14 protein-coding genes are annotated in these 15,228 nt (G+C 48.8%); 3 read left to right on the top strand and 11 right to left on the bottom strand.

The annotated features are described in order from the left end of the window. Window positions 1-41 precede the first annotated feature (41 nt). Together MKZ35_RS18310 and uvrC are read left to right on the top strand one after the other, a co-directional pair. The gene (locus MKZ35_RS18310; protein WP_482514624.1) at window positions 42-2,375 is read left to right on the top strand and encodes a penicillin-binding protein 1A; all 2,334 of its coding nucleotides are present in this window, start codon (window positions 42-44) and stop codon (window positions 2,373-2,375) included. Window positions 2,376-2,560: 185 nt separating this feature from the next. Then, complete coding sequence (gene uvrC, locus MKZ35_RS18305; RefSeq protein WP_482514623.1) at window positions 2,561-4,372, top strand: excinuclease ABC subunit UvrC; 1,812 nt, start codon at window positions 2,561-2,563, stop codon at window positions 4,370-4,372. 99 nt (window positions 4,373-4,471) lie between these two features. Here the strand turns inward: uvrC and porN are convergent, their stop codons facing one another. The 11 genes from porN to lipB form a co-directional block, all read right to left on the bottom strand. Further along, window positions 4,472-5,359 (bottom strand): type IX secretion system ring subunit PorN/GldN, encoded by an 888-nt coding sequence (gene porN / locus MKZ35_RS18300; RefSeq protein WP_482514622.1) that lies wholly within the window; start codon window positions 5,357-5,359, stop codon window positions 4,472-4,474. A 46-nt stretch (window positions 5,360-5,405) separates the two neighbouring features. Beyond that, the gene (porM, locus tag MKZ35_RS18295) at window positions 5,406-6,989 is read right to left on the bottom strand and encodes a type IX secretion system motor protein PorM/GldM (protein ID WP_482514621.1); all 1,584 of its coding nucleotides are present in this window, start codon (window positions 6,987-6,989) and stop codon (window positions 5,406-5,408) included. A 61-nt stretch (window positions 6,990-7,050) separates the two neighbouring features. Then, window positions 7,051-7,818, bottom strand: a complete 768-nt coding sequence (gene porL / locus MKZ35_RS18290) for a type IX secretion system motor protein PorL/GldL (RefSeq protein ID WP_482514620.1) — start codon at window positions 7,816-7,818, stop codon at window positions 7,051-7,053. Between the two features lie 120 nt (window positions 7,819-7,938). Further along, window positions 7,939-8,958: a T9SS ring complex lipoprotein PorK/GldK gene (gene porK / locus MKZ35_RS18285; RefSeq protein WP_482514619.1), complete on the bottom strand. Its 1,020-nt coding sequence runs from the start codon at window positions 8,956-8,958 to the stop codon at window positions 7,939-7,941. Window positions 8,959-9,184: 226 nt separating this feature from the next. Beyond that, window positions 9,185-10,177: a PorP/SprF family type IX secretion system membrane protein gene (locus MKZ35_RS18280; RefSeq protein ID WP_482514793.1), complete on the bottom strand. Its 993-nt coding sequence runs from the start codon at window positions 10,175-10,177 to the stop codon at window positions 9,185-9,187. Window positions 10,178-10,317: 140 nt separating this feature from the next. After that, a complete protein-coding gene (locus MKZ35_RS18275; RefSeq protein ID WP_482514618.1) occupies window positions 10,318-11,148 on the bottom strand; it encodes a uroporphyrinogen-III synthase in 831 nt (276 codons plus the stop codon). Window positions 11,149-11,226: 78 nt separating this feature from the next. Continuing rightward, complete coding sequence (locus tag MKZ35_RS18270) at window positions 11,227-12,423, bottom strand: DUF4271 domain-containing protein (protein ID WP_482514617.1); 1,197 nt, start codon at window positions 12,421-12,423, stop codon at window positions 11,227-11,229. A 4-nt stretch (window positions 12,424-12,427) separates the two neighbouring features. Continuing rightward, window positions 12,428-12,853 (bottom strand): hypothetical protein, encoded by a 426-nt coding sequence (locus tag MKZ35_RS18265; RefSeq protein ID WP_482514616.1) that lies wholly within the window; start codon window positions 12,851-12,853, stop codon window positions 12,428-12,430. A 38-nt stretch (window positions 12,854-12,891) separates the two neighbouring features. Then, the gene (locus MKZ35_RS18260; RefSeq protein ID WP_482514792.1) at window positions 12,892-13,494 is read right to left on the bottom strand and encodes a glycosyltransferase family 4 protein; all 603 of its coding nucleotides are present in this window, start codon (window positions 13,492-13,494) and stop codon (window positions 12,892-12,894) included. Window positions 13,495-13,558: 64 nt separating this feature from the next. Continuing rightward, window positions 13,559-13,975 (bottom strand): hypothetical protein, encoded by a 417-nt coding sequence (locus MKZ35_RS18255; RefSeq protein ID WP_482514615.1) that lies wholly within the window; start codon window positions 13,973-13,975, stop codon window positions 13,559-13,561. Window positions 13,976-13,982: 7 nt separating this feature from the next. Then, complete coding sequence (gene lipB, locus MKZ35_RS18250; protein ID WP_482514614.1) at window positions 13,983-14,762, bottom strand: lipoyl(octanoyl) transferase LipB; 780 nt, start codon at window positions 14,760-14,762, stop codon at window positions 13,983-13,985. Between the two features lie 69 nt (window positions 14,763-14,831). On the opposite strand from lipB, the gene MKZ35_RS18245 reads away from it, so the two are divergent. After that, the gene (locus MKZ35_RS18245) at window positions 14,832-15,191 is read left to right on the top strand and encodes a YraN family protein (RefSeq protein WP_482514613.1); all 360 of its coding nucleotides are present in this window, start codon (window positions 14,832-14,834) and stop codon (window positions 15,189-15,191) included. Window positions 15,192-15,228: the final 37 nt, after the last annotated feature.

The raw sequence follows: 15,228 nt of genomic DNA, 5'->3' as shown, positions 1-15,228 counted from the left end.
ATTTTTGATTTCGCGTTCCTGGCTTATAATCTTCTTCAAGAATGGCTATTCCTGCCACTAAAACCAAAACTCAGCCACGTAAGCCCCATCGGTCGGGACGCTTCACGGGCCTCACGCGCACCCTGTGGATGCTTTTTAGCTTCGGGCTAATTGGCTTCTTCGTGTATGTGTTGGCCGTGAGTGTCAACTTCATGAATCTGTTTGGGCGGATGCCCAACCTCAAAACGCTGGAAAACCCCAAGAGCGAGCTGGCCTCCGAAATCTACTCGGCTGATGGAGTGCTGATGGGCAAGTACTTCCGCGAAAACCGTACCCCAGTCGGCTACGACGAGCTGCCCCAAAACCTGATTGATGGCCTGATTGCTACCGAAGACGTCCGCTTCGAAAGCCACTCGGGCATCGACTTAAAGGGCCTGTTTGCCGTTCCGTATTACTATGTAGCGGGGCGCATCCGGCGGGGTTCCAGTACGCTTACCCAGCAAGTAGCGAAGGTGCTGTTCCGTACCCGCGCCGACCTCAATGATGGTACGCTCAGCCATGTGCCCGGCTTGCGCATGCTCATCATCAAGACCAAGGAATGGATAATGGCTATTCGGCTGGAGCGCAATTATACCAAGCGCGAAATCCTGACCATGTACTTGAATATCAATGAGTATGGATCTAATGCATTTGGTATTAACGTAGCAGCTAAGACTTTTTTCAACAAGCAGCCTAAAAACCTCACCCTTGAGGAGTCGGCCCTACTAGTTGGCGTGCTCAATGCGCCCTCTTACTTTAGTCCGGTAGAGCACCCGGAACGAGCCAAAACACGGCGCAACTGGGTACTTAGTCAGATGCGCAAGTATGGTTACATTGATCAGGCATCGTATGAAACGGCCACTGCCAAGCCTGTTGCGCTGACTTACAATGTAGAAAATGCCAACAAAGGTATTGCGCCATACTTCCGTCGGGAGGTAAGTAAAGCGCTTCTGCAGTGGAGCCGCGAAACCGAACACGACCTTTACGCTGATGGCTTGAAGATTTATACTACCATCGACTCGCGGATGCAGAAATATGCGGAATCAGCAGTGGCTGAGCATATGAAGCAGCAGCAGAAGCTGTTTGCGCAGCATTGGAAGGGCCAACAGCCGTGGCGCGATGAAACGGGTCGCCTGATTCCAAACTTCTTACAAAATGCCATTAAGCGCACGGAGCGCTATAAGTCTCTTAATACCCGCTTCGAAGGCAACAAGGACTCTATCAACTACTATCTGAACAAGAAGTATAAGATGATGGTGTTTAGCTGGCAGGGCGAGAAGGAAATGACCATGTCGCCCCTAGACTCCTTGGCGTACTATAAGCGCTACCTGCAGGCTGGTTTTATGGCAATGAACCCCTTGAATGGTCAGATTAAAGCGTGGGTAGGTGGCACCAATTTCAAGTACTTCAAATACGACCACGTAAAGCAGGGCACTCGTCAGCCCGGCTCTACTTTCAAGCCGATTGTATATACAGCCGCTATCGACCAAGGTTATTCCCCTTGTTACCAAGTACAGGATTTAGCCATCACTTTTCCAGCCGAAGCAGGCCGGCCAGCTTACACGCCCCGTAACTTTGAAGGTGGCTATTCAGGCCGCACGTTTACTATCCGCCAGGCGTTGGCGCGGTCTATGAACTCGATTACGGCCTTCCTGGTCCAAAAGCTAGGCCCCGAAACCATTGTTGCGTACGCCAGGCGGTTAGGCATCACCTCCCCTATCGAAGCGGTACCAGCAATCGGCTTTGGCTCCAGCGACGTGAGTATCTATGAGCTATGTGGTGCCTATAGCACTTTCGTAAACAAAGGGGTGTGGACTTCGCCCATGATGGTGACGCGGATTGAGGATAAGAATGGCAACGTATTACGCGAATTTGTTCCCCAGACCCGTGAGGCCCTGAGTGAGGAAACTGCTTACCTGATGACGCATATGCTGCAAGCTTCTACCACCGAGCGCGGCGGCACATCTACCATTCTCAAGACGGGTTTTAAGTTTCCGTATGAGATGGGGGGCAAAACTGGTACTACCTCCAATTACTCCGACGCCTGGTTTATGGGTGTTACTCCTGACTTGGTGTGCGGCATGTGGGTAGGTGGTGAAGACCGCAGCATTCACTTCCGCAATGGCTCCAATGGCCAGGGTGCCCGCGCTGCGCTGCCTATCTATGGCCTGTTTATGCGCAAAGTATACGGCGATAAGGGCCTGGAAGTAAGCAAAGGGCCTTTCCCCAAGCCTGCGCAACCGTTGAGCATCGAAATTGACTGTAGCCGTTATTACGGTGGCCAACGCGACACCATTCCAGTGGATCAGAAGCTAAACCAGACGGATCTTGACATCCTTAATGGACAGGAGATTTAGAGGATTAAGCGTCAAGACACCATTTGGTTTTTAACAGACGTATAGATCGTGGCTGGTATGCTTTACCAGCCACGATTTCGTTTTTATAGCTACTTTGTGGGTTTTGGAAATTCCGCTGTACACCTTCGTGTTACTCATTTGCGTACCTCTACGAGGACTTTCATTCTGCGTCTAATTACCATCTTATGGCTGCCAAAGCCCATCTACAAGAGCAAATTCGTCAGTTGCCCCATCGCCCCGGTGTATACAAGTACTTCGATGATGAGGGGATTATCTACGTTGGCAAAGCTGTGGACCTGCGCAAGCGCGTGAGCAGCTACTTTACCAAGCAGGATCATAACAAGAAGACCCAACAGCTAGTCAAGAACATCAAGCGCATCGAATTCACGATAGTAGACAGCGAATCCGACGCTTTTTTGCTTGAAAACAACCTCATTAAGCAACATCAGCCCAAGTACAATATCCTGCTTAAGGATGGCAAGACCTATCCTTATCTATGTTTAACGAATGAGCGGTTTCCCCGCCTTATTCCTACTCGTAAAAAGATCAACGACGGCTCGCACTACTATGGACCATACGCCAATTTAACGGGCATGAACGTGGTGCTGGAGCTGATTCGAGCCTTGTATCCACTGCGTACGTGCACCTATAATCTCACTCCCGAAAACGTTGCTGCCGGCAAGTTTAAAGTTTGCCTGGAGTACCATTTGGGCAACTGCAAAGGTCCCTGTGAAGCCTTACAGGATGAGGAAACCTACAACCAATATATTCAGCAGATTCGCAGCATTCTGAATGGTAACCTTACGGTTCCGAAGTCTTACTTCCGGGAGCGTATGATGGCCGCTGCCCAGGAGCAGCAATATGAGCTCGCGCATACCCTCAAGAAAAAGCTCGACCGCTTGGACGATTTTCAAGCTAAATCAACAGTCGTGAATGCGTCGCTATCGAACATTGATGTGTTCTCGATTGCCTCTAATGAGAAGAGTTCTTTCATCAACTATTTGAAAGTCATGAATGGCTCTATCATCTTAACGCAGTCGTTGGAGGTGCAGAAAAAGCTCGACGAGACTGACGAAGAAATTTTGCTCCCCCTGATCATGCAGATGCGGCAGGAATTTGAGAGCGATTCAAAAGAGATTCTCACCAACGTTACTTTGCCTCCTCTCCCAATTCCGGGAATTACCGTCTCTACCCCACAAATCGGCGATAAGCGCAAGCTTCTGGAATTGAGCATCAAGAACGTGCTCTATCTGCGCAAAGAGAAGGAAAGCATGAATGACCGCTCCAAAGACCTGAACGAGGTTCGCATAATGGAGACGATAAAAAAAGATTTGCGCTTAACCGAACTGCCTAAACACATTGAATGCTTTGACAACTCGAACTTTCAAGGCGACAACCCAGTGGCCGCAATGGTCTGTTTCCGCAATGCGAAGCCGAGCAAAAAGGATTACCGTCATTACCACATTAAGACGGTTGTTGGCCCGAATGACTTCGACTCAATGTACGAAGTCGTAACGCGCCGCTACCGTCGGCTCGTGGATGAAGGAGCTTCCCTACCTCAACTAGTTATTGTAGATGGTGGTAAAGGCCAGTTGAGCATGGCCGTAAAAGCCTTGAAAGATCTTAGTCTTTGGGGTCAGATTCCAGTCATTGGTATTGCCAAGCGCTTGGAGGAAATCTATGTTCCCAATGACCCTTTACCGCTGTATATCGACAAGAAAAGTGAATCGTTGCGCTTGTTTCAGCGCATGCGCGACGAGGTACACCGCTTTGGGATCACCTTTCACCGTAATCGTCGGGATGCGGCAACGCTCAAAACGGAATTGACTGATGTGAAGGGACTCGGCCCGGCAACTGCTGATAAGCTACTGAGTAGGTTTAAGTCAGTCAAAAAAATCCGTGAGCTGAGCGAGGCGGAGCTGGTCGCTGAAATAGGGAAAGCCAAAGCGCGTGTATTGTTGAACTATTTTGAGCAGCAAGAGCAAGCAACAGAATAGGTTTAGCACTTTCCTAAAGGAGCCAAACGAATAGATACTACAACAAAAAAGCCCCCCAGCCATGTAGCTGGGGGGCTTTTTTGTTGTAGTATCTCAAGCTTAGAAGCTCCACAAGTTGTATTCGTATTCGATAAGGTCAGCAGCAGCTTGTTGCGAGGCTAGAATACCTTGCTGTTGGCTACCATAAATCTCATCCAAACGAGCATCGCTTGGATTAGAAACCTGAACGATGTACGAGTTAAATAACCATAACTCAAATGCATCGGCCAGATTTTTATGCTGGGCGTCATTCTGTGGGTTAAACCAGATAGCCTTGTCCGGGTTGTTGCGGAACATCTTTACCAGATCACTATACTTGAACGTACCAATTGGCTTTTCAATACCTGATGTATTGGAACTAAGGGTAGAAGGTACTAGCAAGGTGATAGTCTTGATGTCATGATACATCCGCGACCGTTTCTTGTCGAAGATCATATCTTCCTTCAACTCCATCTGATACAGATCCTTGGGGCGTAACTCGTAGCTACCTGGCGCACTAGCGGTAGCAGGAGCACTCTTTCCAGCTGCAGGCTTAGCCGCAGGGGCGCCCCAACCATCATCTGCGCTAGCGTCTGCCTCGGTGAAACCCGCTGCCTTTTCTTCTTCGCTCAACTCATTAGCCGACTCTGCAAACGACATGTTGGCCGTAACTTCAGCAGGGGTATAAGTGCTAGTCAACGAGTCGTTACGGTAAGCTTGAATCTCGCCGCGCTTTACTGCGTCCAGAATAACACGGCTAATTTCCTTGCCTTCTGAAAACATCGGTTTATTCTGCTTCTCACGCAAATCAACTGCCCGCCATATCGTCTTGCTGAACATAATGTCCGAGTTCGGAATGGGGCGGTGCGAGCCGTTGCTGCTCGCGGTAGTGGATTGCTCCTGAGCCGAAACTGTCAATGACAGTGTAAGGCTGGCAGCCAGAGCAGTGAATGAAAGGAATTTGTTCATACCGTAATAAGCAATTAAAAGCGACGGTTAGTTCAGGAAAGAGAGGCTAGATGAGCGGGATGTTGAACTGCTTCGACACCTTTACTTCCTCTTGTTGCCCTTGAAAGTTCAAGCGGCGAACTTCTTTTACTTCGATGTACAAGCGGTCGTCTGTACGAGCCGAGTTTACAACGTCATTCAGGTTAGCGTCAGGACCGTTGATGGTACGAGCAGGCATAGCCGGACGCTTACCACGAACCAACGTAATCTCGTACTGTGTTACCCGGTAGCGAGCATCTTCAGGCAGAAACTGAGCAAAGCCTGCATCCGGAATAGCCTTCAAGCTCATGTTACGGACAGCCGTAATTGGCGTACCCTGCTTCTCGTTAGCCTCACGGCCACCAACTACACACTTAATGTCAGGCTTAGGAATTGGACGCACTTCAAAAGTCTGTGAGCCAATTGCGTTACCGCTGCTGCTTACGCTCAAGGTCACTTGCTTAGAGTTCGGTACTAGTGTTACATCGCCTGTTTTGGCACCTGTAATAACTGATGCGCCCGAAGCGGAGAAGCTTGGCTTGTACTGAGCACCTAGAGCTGGTACCTGTACATTCAATTTGTTACCACACTTGAAGTATAAAGCTTGTACTGAAGCAGATTGAATCTGCATTACGGGCTTCGTTACAGTATAAGCTACTGGTACTTTGAAGGTAGTATCGCGGCCATTCTGTTTGAAGCGAACCGTACCGATCCACTGCTTCTTAGCATTACCGGCGGCATCAAACCCACCAGGAGTAGCCGTGAACTCTACTTTGCCTTTTCCATCAGGACCTACCGGAATTGGATTACCATTCATGGTCATAGAGGGTCGCAACGTACTGGCAGAAGCTGTCAGGAACAGTTCAGCTTTGTACTTGGTACCAGCAGCTACCGTATTTGACTCAGCGCTGGCAAATGCACCAACCTTATCAAAAACAATAGTTTGAGCACCAACTTTTGCTCCGAGAGCACTTAGCGCGTCAGCCTCCAGCTTCAATACTTCAGTCTCTTTTTGTGAAAGCACGGCCAAAGCAGCTACCAACGGAGTATTCTCGAAGTTCAGCTCAGCGAAGTTTTTATTCTTCTGCTCTGGATCGATAACCATTGGATCCTCTTTAGCATCGAGGGCCAGTGGTCCAGCGTTAGGAACATACTGCTTGATATAAGCTGAGTACTTGTTCAACTCATCCTTCATCGGATAAGCAGCGCCGTTGCGGTTGCCACCTAGCATAGTGATGGCTACCTTATCCTCAGCACTCATGTTCTTGTACTCGTTCTTGCCTTTGGTATTCTCCGTAGACGTTACGAGTTTGTCGCGAACGTCCCGAAGGTAGGTTACCATCTTGGCCGTTTGCTGGCGTACTTCTTCGCTTTGCTTGAGCACCGCTAAGTCACGCGCCTGGTTCTGGTTTTTCTGTACGGTTGCAGCAATACCTTTTACTGTATTGGCATTAGCGGTGGAAGTCTTTTCATTGACACCCAGCAAGCTATCATCCAGAAATTTAAACTTCAGCAAAATCGCTGAATTGACTTGTAGGGCCAGAAGAGCAGTCAGTACCAGGTACATCATGCCTATCATCTTCTGCCGTGGAGTCTCTTTTGCTCCCGCCATTTTATTTTGCTAATCTATAACTGTGTGGACAGAACCCTTATTGGCTATCGTAGTAAGAATACTAGCTGGTAGCACGCATCGCGTTCAGCATATTGCCGTAAACGCGGTTGAGGGAATGAAGATTGGTAGTGAGGCTAGTAACCTCTTGCTTGAACTGCTCAGTTTCCTTCCCAGCTTCAGTGAGGTTCTCCATAGCCTGGCTCAATGTGCCATAGAACTTGTTCATGGACTTGAGGTGCGTGTTAGCATCCTGAAGCTCCATCTCATAGACTGCATTCAGTGCACCTAAGTTCTTGGTCACGTTCTGAACTTGCAGATGGTATTCTTTTGCATCGGAAGTAGCGTCCGACATAGCAGCCATAGCCTCAGCCGTGTTAGCATAAGAAGCAGTGATACGCTCCAGCGACTGAGTAGCAGTACGAACCTTCGTAGTATATTCTTCCGTCACATTAGTAGCTTCACCCAACGAAGACAATTGCTGCGTAGTATTGCTCAAACGGTTCAGGCCTTCACCCAAAGACGAAATAGCGGCTGGCGTTACGTTGGCATCCTTCAGCATATCGTCCAGCTTGCGAGTCAGGCCCGTGCTGTTGTTATTGGTCGAGAAGCTCGGGTCACCAGTGGAAGGATCATAACCTTCAGCCAACTGAGGGTATACGAGGCCCCAATCAGGCTCCTTGGAAGTTGGTTGGAAAGCGCTAAGGAAGAAAATCAAGGCTTCTGTGCCCAGACCTACCATCAACATCAAATCAGCACCCTTCCAGTGCAGAATTTTAAACAATGCTCCAATGATTACGACCGCTGCCCCGATGCCATAAACTTTGGGCATGACCACATCAAAGAAGAAATTACCGCCTTTTGCTGCCATTTTAAATAAGAATTGAAAAAAGTTGGTTGGAAAGGATGAAGAATGGATGAAAATGTAAAATGTGATAATGTTTAATAAGCTCTAATTCAACCGGCGATTAGTTCCCATACCAATTTGAATCATGGCTGTGCGGAATCCGATATAGGAACGAGCTGAATCTTGATATTCGAAGTTGCGAGTTCCTGTTTCAAGGAAATATGCGATGTCTTTCCACGAACCGCCACGTACTACTTTGCGGGGCTCATTATCATCAGGATTAGTTGGGTTCATGTCCCAAACTACCGGCACAGAAGCTTCCATGTAAGCGTCGTCGCACCACTCGGCTATGTTACCTGACATATCATATAAACCGAAGTCGTTAGGAAAGAAACTTCCTACTGCCGAGGTATAAGCATAGCCATCACTAGCATAGTCGCCCCGACCTGGCTTGAAGTTGGCAAGCATACAGCCTTTTGAGTTTCGCAGATAAGGGCCACCCCAAGGATAAGTTGCTAAATCGCGGCCACCACGAGCGGCGTACTCCCACTCAGCTTCGGAAGGAAGGCGGAAGTTAGGAGTGGGAGCTGAACCAGCTTCCTCATTAGCTGCATTTTTATGCTTGGTGCGCCAGTTGCAGAAGTACTTAGCTGCGAACCAGTCGACACCAACTACTGGATAATCATCAAAAGCCGGGTGGGTATAATAGTACTCCATAAGTGGGTCACCCATATGATAAGTGAAGTCCCGCACCCATACCGTAGTATCCGGGTAAAGCTCCGTCATCACATACTCCTCGCCCAGCACATCAATTGAATCCTGCCGGATGGCATTCATAAACTGCCGATACTGGTTATTCGTAATTTCGGTCTCATCCATGTAAAAGCCGGCTATTGTCACCTGCTTATTCATGTTGACCATAGAAGCTGATATGTCCTGATCAGTTTGCCCCATATGGAATGTGCCACCTGGGCAAGGAACCATTCCGAAAGGAACTTCCTGCGGGTTGAAATCTGGACGATCCTCCGCTCCAACCAGGTCACCCTGCGGTCCTTTGCCAAAACCACAGCCTCCCATTAACAGAGCCGAAAAGGCTACAAGAGGCAATTTGAGAAACTTATTCATGTGAAGTTTAAAAAGACTGTTGGGCGGCGATACCAAAAGATTACAATTTTTACAATTGGTAAACTTAGCAACTACTGTGACAATAAGCAAGGTTCGTGCCCGAGCTGAAGGCAACATTTAAATAGCTAATAAAGCTCCTACTCATATCATAAAAATAGCGCCAAAACAGGCAACTATTCTATAAAGTTGCTTTAATAAGTGGAGTACAAACAAAAGCTACAGTCAGTTAGAAGCTATATCGGGGTGTGCGGATTGCAGGGCGGGTAGCCGGCCCCATTTTAGGCAATCGATAGGACAACATTATTTCGTGTGAACTAAATGCCCTTGCATCTTGATTAAATGCAATTAAGTCAAATGCATAACCAAGACGAAACGAGTTGCTTTCCGCAAAACTCATGCCTAGTTGACCAGTGAAAGACTCTCCATAACGATACCCTACGCCCGCCCAATATTTTTCCTGCAAAGTTGCCCGTGCACCCACTTCAAAAGAGTTGTTGTCGAAAGTAAACTTATCATCATCGCCAAACTCCCCTGGTAGGACCAACTTACCAATGACAGTGGGCGTTACAACAACGGAAGAACTAATCTCAATATTGTAGCCCGCTGTTAAGTAAGCGTGATTCTCTCCTATATATGATGCTGTTCGCTGGCCGCTTTCTGTTTGAAACTGGTAACGAGACCTTAATAAATTATTAATACTCAAGCCCGCATAAAATTTAGGAGCCTCATACCAAATACCCGCGCCCGCATCAATCTTGCTGTCGGAACTTTCAAAAGGCACACTCGGATCATCAGCATCATTTGCCCGGTATGTGCCTTTACCCAGATTATTAAATATCCCTTGAGCTCCGATACCTAATAGCCCTTCCCCAATCTTGAAATGTTTTGAGTAAGACAGAGCAGCAGTCGTAACACTAGCTTCGCCTAATGTATTACGATAAATATTTACTCCTACGCCACCGCCCAGAATCCGGACAGGAATAGAAGCAGATAATAAAAATGTACGATCGTTACCGCCTGGATCGAAGGTTCCGCCATAATTAAAGTACTGCTCCCGTACTATAGTCAGAACTTCCCCCTGGCCTTTGATACCTGCATAAGCGGGGTTCAAAAACATACCATTAAACCCGTAATGACTGAATTGCGGCTGCTGTTGGGCAACGACGGTGCTGGTGGCTGCCAGTAGCAGAACCATAGCAGCCAGTATAGATCTCTTCATAAAGGCACCCAATTTTAGCACAGATTTTAAGTAGGACATACTACCCTACGTAACTGATTCCAAATCTATGGAAAAAAGTCTGCGCATCAAATGAGCCGGTTGGAGGGTTCAGCCCATGAAAATGCCTCTGTTATACTGATTTAAGCGTTTTGTTTGTCAGATCGGCTCTTCTCTTTACCTGCGTCAGGCCCATAGTGATAACGGATATACTGCTCAATGGCACCCGTCATAGAAGGGGCATTGGGATGGGGAGCCTCAATATCCAGCTGTAAGCCAGCATCTATCACAGCTTTGGCCGTAGTAGGGCCAAAGGCGGCGATGCGGGTACCATCTTGCTCAAAATCAGGAAAGTTGACAAACAGTGAACTGATTCCAGACGGGCTGAAGAAAGCAATACAATCGTACTTTACGTCTGTCAGATCTGAGAGGTCGCTGGCTACAGTCCGGTAAATTACTGCTTCCGTGAACTTGAAGTTATTAGCCCGCATAAACTCCGGGAGATCATCCTTGCGGATATCGGAGCAGGGATATAAGAACTTTTCGCTTTTATGCTTTTTGATAACATCAAACAGATCAGTGGCGGTCCGTTGACCCACAAAAAGCTTACGCTTACGCAGTACAATGTACTTCTGCAGATAATTGGCAGTTTGCTCGGAAATGCAGAAATACTTCATTTCGGCGGGCATTTCCAGCTTTGCCTCCTGGCAGGTGCGAAAGAAATGGTCTACTGCGTTGCGGCTGGTAAAGATGATTGCCGTATGCTCTGCAATATTGATTTTATCTTTGCGGAAATCCTTGTAGGAGACTGGCTCAACCTGGATAAACTCCCGGAAATCGACCTTGATGCCATATCTATCAGCAATTGCGAAGTAGGGTGATACGTCGCCCGTAGGTTTCGGCTGGGTGACAAGAATGCTGGAGATACGCTTGGCGTGTCGGCCCGTCCCCGGTTTGTCTTTGCTCTCGGCCATAGAGGGTGGGTAAATGGGTAGTTTTGGAGCGATAGGAAAGTGGGCAAAACGTGGCAGTGAAGCCAGCGTTTGAAGATATTAGTACGTAAAAACGATCAGCTTAAGTAATATGGTAAGGGGTATTACTTCGGTGGCGCAAAGGTACGAAAACAAATGTAGATTCAGGAGTGATGTTCGACTATGCAGGGTACGTGTAACTCGCACCATTGTCCCAACCAACATCAAGGAAACTACCCCATTGGATATCCATAAAACCGTTTCGGGTAGGGTCTGATTGAGGGATAGATAAAACAGCATTACGATGGGTAGAAACAAGCCCATAAATAAAATGGTGCGCACGAACTCCCGATACTGCACCATTACCAAAGGAGTGACGTCGAAGATGTAGCCCATCAGCTCCAGGAACAGGTATTTGCCTAGTACAAACCCGGCCACCAAAGCCGCATAAAGCAATACCCGAACAACAATGGCTGACTCTGGCACATCGAATAGCCGCCGCAGAATGACGATACTCTGAATGTTAGTGTGAATAGCAACCAGCAGCAGGGCGAAGGAAAGAGAGAACACGAATACCAGCAGCAGATTCAGCCAAGTAATAGTGGGCTTAGTCAAAAAGGCCTCGTCGCTATTTGATTTACCCAGAAGCCGGTCGAACTGGTAGATGCGTGCAAAACCGGGTTGATAAGCCGCTCGGATACCACCGTACAGCAGCCCGATTAGCAAGAGAAAGCACAGAAACACATTTTGTCCTTGGTGGCCTCGTACCCGAAGCTGAGCTTGATAAGGGCTTGGCTCTACTTTTCCTGTTACTACTACCGGCACAGCGGGCGCATTGGTGAAGGAAGAAAAGTCGGGAGATATGGTAGGATGCCATATACACAGCAAATGCATGCCAGCGGGGGTGCCGGGGGGCAAAAGTCTCTCTAAATCAAGGGAGTAAGAGGCTGGTGTGGCGGCAGTGAAGACAAGCCGATTATCCAGAAAAATGCTCAGGTCCTTGCGAGCAGTGAAGGTAATGGGCAGCTTTTGGCCGGGCCGAATACTTACCCATTGATAATAAGCAGTAGCAGGCGTATGATACTCAGGCAGATAAAGAATTAACTGGTTGCGAGGAGCATCGAAGATTAGCCAGTCGGGGGAAAGGCCGAAACGCAGGGCGGGTGGTAAGGGCTTATACTCAGCACCAGTGGCACTTAAAGATAAAAATAGCAGAACCAGCGGCAGAAAAGCCCCCCAGCCGCTGTTTTTTACTCTATGTGTACTTCTGGCTGCCACCGGTTTAAGAAGCTACTCGCTGTTGAGCAGTACGGCTACGATATACGCCCAAAAAAATGCTTATCAGCACTGAAAAGGCCACTAATGCAGCAATTAGAATCGTATTGCCCAGCTCGGCGAAGTTGACAACGAATAAGATAACCACCAAATTCAATAAGCCCAACAACATCACGGTGCTGATTTGCTGAAAGCCCATAGCCAGGATGCGGTGATGCACATGGTTTTTATCCGGCGAGAATGGTGAGCGGCCTGCCATCATTCGAATCAGGAATACCCTAAGCGTATCGAAGAGGGGCACGAACAAGATTCCGACGGCCACTGAAGGGGCTGACGCCCCAAATGGCTGACCTAGCTGGGCACCCATCTCAATAAACTGAATGGTTAGGATGGAAACGATAAAGCCGCACACCAACGACCCGGTATCGCCCATAAAAATGGTGGCCCGATGAAAGTTGTAACGCAGGAAGCCTAAAGTGCCCCCAGCACGCAAATCGACACATACACGTAATTACCAAAGTCAGATCCTCCATACTGGTAGAAAAAGTAACCAAGCGTAATAACGATAATGCTGACAATGGTACCCGCCAATCCATCCAGGCCATCAATGAGGTTGATGGCGTTAGTGATACCCACTATTACTAAGAAAGTGAATGAGTAGCTGATGCCAATGGGTAACTCATGAACGCCAAGGATACCCTGAAAACTAGTGATGCGTATATCAGCCATCACCATCACAATACCGGTAGCGAGAAGCTGGCCCACGAATTTCTTGGTAACTGAAATGGACACCAAATCATCTTTTAGCCCCACGAAAAACAGGACAATACAGCCTGCCAGCAATTGTTGAACGCCATTGGTGAGGTCAGCAAAGATGGTCAGGGCCGACATAAAGCCGGCAAATACGGCCACACCGCCCAGGCGTGGGGTAAGCGACTCATGCACGGTACGCACGTTGGGCGTATCGAGCATGTTCTTGAGGTGGGCAATGTAGATGATGGAGGGCACCGCAAACAGCGCCACTAAAAAGGACCACAAAAACGACAACCCCAGCGTAATTCCAATAGCATTCATCACGTATCAGCTCGAAGATGAAGCAAACGACAGGACAGGCCCTTAGTCGTCTGCACGTAAACTTTTACCCGTGCAGCACGCCTTCACGGCCTAGCAGAGCAATAGGAATCAGATTGGCAGGCACAATAGAGTCGGGCACGAAGATGAACTTCTTATCGAAGATCTGCGGGCCGCGGTAGTAGCTTACCCAGTACTGATTATTAAGGTGAAACAAATCAGGGTCGATAGGCTCAACGGGCACCGTGCTACGAGGCTCCACTTCTGCGAATACATGCCGCAGGGTGGAGGTTCGCACCTTTTCACCGTCTTCGAGCGTGCCGTAGCCATTGGAGCTGATGATAACGTTGCTCAACGGATAATCATTGTGGTTGAGCAGATATACTTGCCAACCGGGCTTGCCCTCCTCCGTAGCGGCATCGTTATCGGGTACGATGGCTATGGAAACTCCTTCTACCGGATCAAAAACAATATCTTCTTTCATTCGATAATCAAACAGATAGCTCAGCCTCCAGCAAAGCTGCCAGGTGAGGAAGCAAACGATTTTCTACTTCGGTGATCGGTACTGCGTAACCCAGCTCCTGTTGCAGGGAGGTAACCGCTTTGTCGGTAATGCCGCAGGGCACGATATGGCCGAAATACGTGAGATCGGTGTTTACGTTAAGCGCGAAGCCGTGCATGGTTACCCAACGGCTGCATTTCACGCCCATCGCGCAGATTTTACGCGGCTGGGGGGCATTTTCTTCGTAGTCCAGCCACACGCCGGTTAAGCCAGCAATGCGACCCGCCGTTAAGCCATATTCGGCCAAAACACGAATTACAGCTTCTTCTAATACGCGCAGGTAGCGGTGGATATCAGTGAAGAAGTTGTCGAGGTCAAGAATGGGGTAGCCAACCAGCTGGCCGGGACCATGATAGGTAATATCGCCTCCCCGATTGATGCGGTGAAACGTTGCGCCGTGCGCTGCCAGCTCCGACTCACTCAACAACAGATTTTCCGCTTTACCACTTTTGCCCAAGGTGTATACGTGCGGATGCTGGCAGAGCAGCAGGTAGTTGGGAGTCGGCTCGGGGGGCAAATTTGCTTCCGCGGCCTGCCGGTTTTGCGTCTTGGTTGCTACTGTAGCAGCCAGCAATTGCTCCTGATACGCCCAGGCAGACTCATACTCAGTCAGCCCAAGCCGCTCTACGATGACGCGCCGATTCTGCCCCCCAGCAGGTGCCGCAGGTAAAAACTCAGCCGTCGTTATAGAAACAGGATTGGTATTCATCGGTAAACGCTCAAATAAAGGCACAAAGGTACTATATTAAGCGCCAAAGCCAACCCCAACCATCTTGCCATGCCCGGCTCCGGCCACCTGCTCGGCCACGCCGGCGAAGCGGCCGCCGCCGATTTTTTTCTGAAGCAAGGTTATACCGTTGTCTGCCGCAACTACCGCCACCGGCGCGCTGAGGTAGATCTTATTGTGCAGCGCGGCAACGCGCTGCTGGTTTTTGTGGAAGTAAAGGCGCGTTCTTCCAGTCGCTACGGTCACCCCGAAGAATTCGTAACGGAGCGAAAGCGGCGGCTTTTTCGTTTAGCCGCTGATCAGTATCAGGAAGACGTAGACTGGCACGGCGACATCCGCTTCGATATTCTGGCGCTTACTCAGCTTGCCGATGGCTTCTGCATCGAGCACTTCGAGGACGCTTTTTATTAGTTCGTACGCTATACTGTAGTGCGTTCGTAAAATGGAC

The organism is Hymenobacter sp. R533113, from assembly GCF_056835965.1.
Note: the sequence above shows the minus strand (reverse complement) of the source record. Positions and strands in the feature narration are given on the sequence as shown.

Excerpts from the sequence above, each read along its gene's own strand:
- porL (WP_482514620.1), bottom strand. The coding sequence starts at position 7,818 with ATGCCCAAAGTTTATGGCATCGGGGCAGCGGTCGTAATCATTGGAGCA.
- MKZ35_RS18280 (WP_482514793.1), bottom strand. The coding sequence starts at position 10,177 with ATGAAGAGATCTATACTGGCTGCTATGGTTCTGCTACTGGCAGCCACC.
- MKZ35_RS18245 (WP_482514613.1), top strand. The coding sequence starts at position 14,832 with ATGCCCGGCTCCGGCCACCTGCTCGGCCACGCCGGCGAAGCGGCCGCC.
- porM (WP_482514621.1), bottom strand. The coding sequence starts at position 6,989 with ATGGCGGGAGCAAAAGAGACTCCACGGCAGAAGATGATAGGCATGATG.
- porN (WP_482514622.1), bottom strand. The coding sequence starts at position 5,359 with ATGAACAAATTCCTTTCATTCACTGCTCTGGCTGCCAGCCTTACACTG.
- MKZ35_RS18255 (WP_482514615.1), bottom strand. The coding sequence starts at position 13,975 with ATGAAAGAAGATATTGTTTTTGATCCGGTAGAAGGAGTTTCCATAGCC.
- MKZ35_RS18260 (WP_482514792.1), bottom strand. The coding sequence starts at position 13,494 with ATGAATGCTATTGGAATTACGCTGGGGTTGTCGTTTTTGTGGTCCTTT.
- porK (WP_482514619.1), bottom strand. The coding sequence starts at position 8,958 with ATGAATAAGTTTCTCAAATTGCCTCTTGTAGCCTTTTCGGCTCTGTTA.
- uvrC (WP_482514623.1), top strand. The coding sequence starts at position 2,561 with ATGGCTGCCAAAGCCCATCTACAAGAGCAAATTCGTCAGTTGCCCCAT.
- lipB (WP_482514614.1), bottom strand. The coding sequence starts at position 14,762 with ATGAATACCAATCCTGTTTCTATAACGACGGCTGAGTTTTTACCTGCG.
- MKZ35_RS18275 (WP_482514618.1), bottom strand. The coding sequence starts at position 11,148 with ATGGCCGAGAGCAAAGACAAACCGGGGACGGGCCGACACGCCAAGCGT.
- MKZ35_RS18310 (WP_482514624.1), top strand. The coding sequence starts at position 42 with ATGGCTATTCCTGCCACTAAAACCAAAACTCAGCCACGTAAGCCCCAT.
- MKZ35_RS18265 (WP_482514616.1), bottom strand. The coding sequence starts at position 12,853 with ATGGGCGATACCGGGTCGTTGGTGTGCGGCTTTATCGTTTCCATCCTA.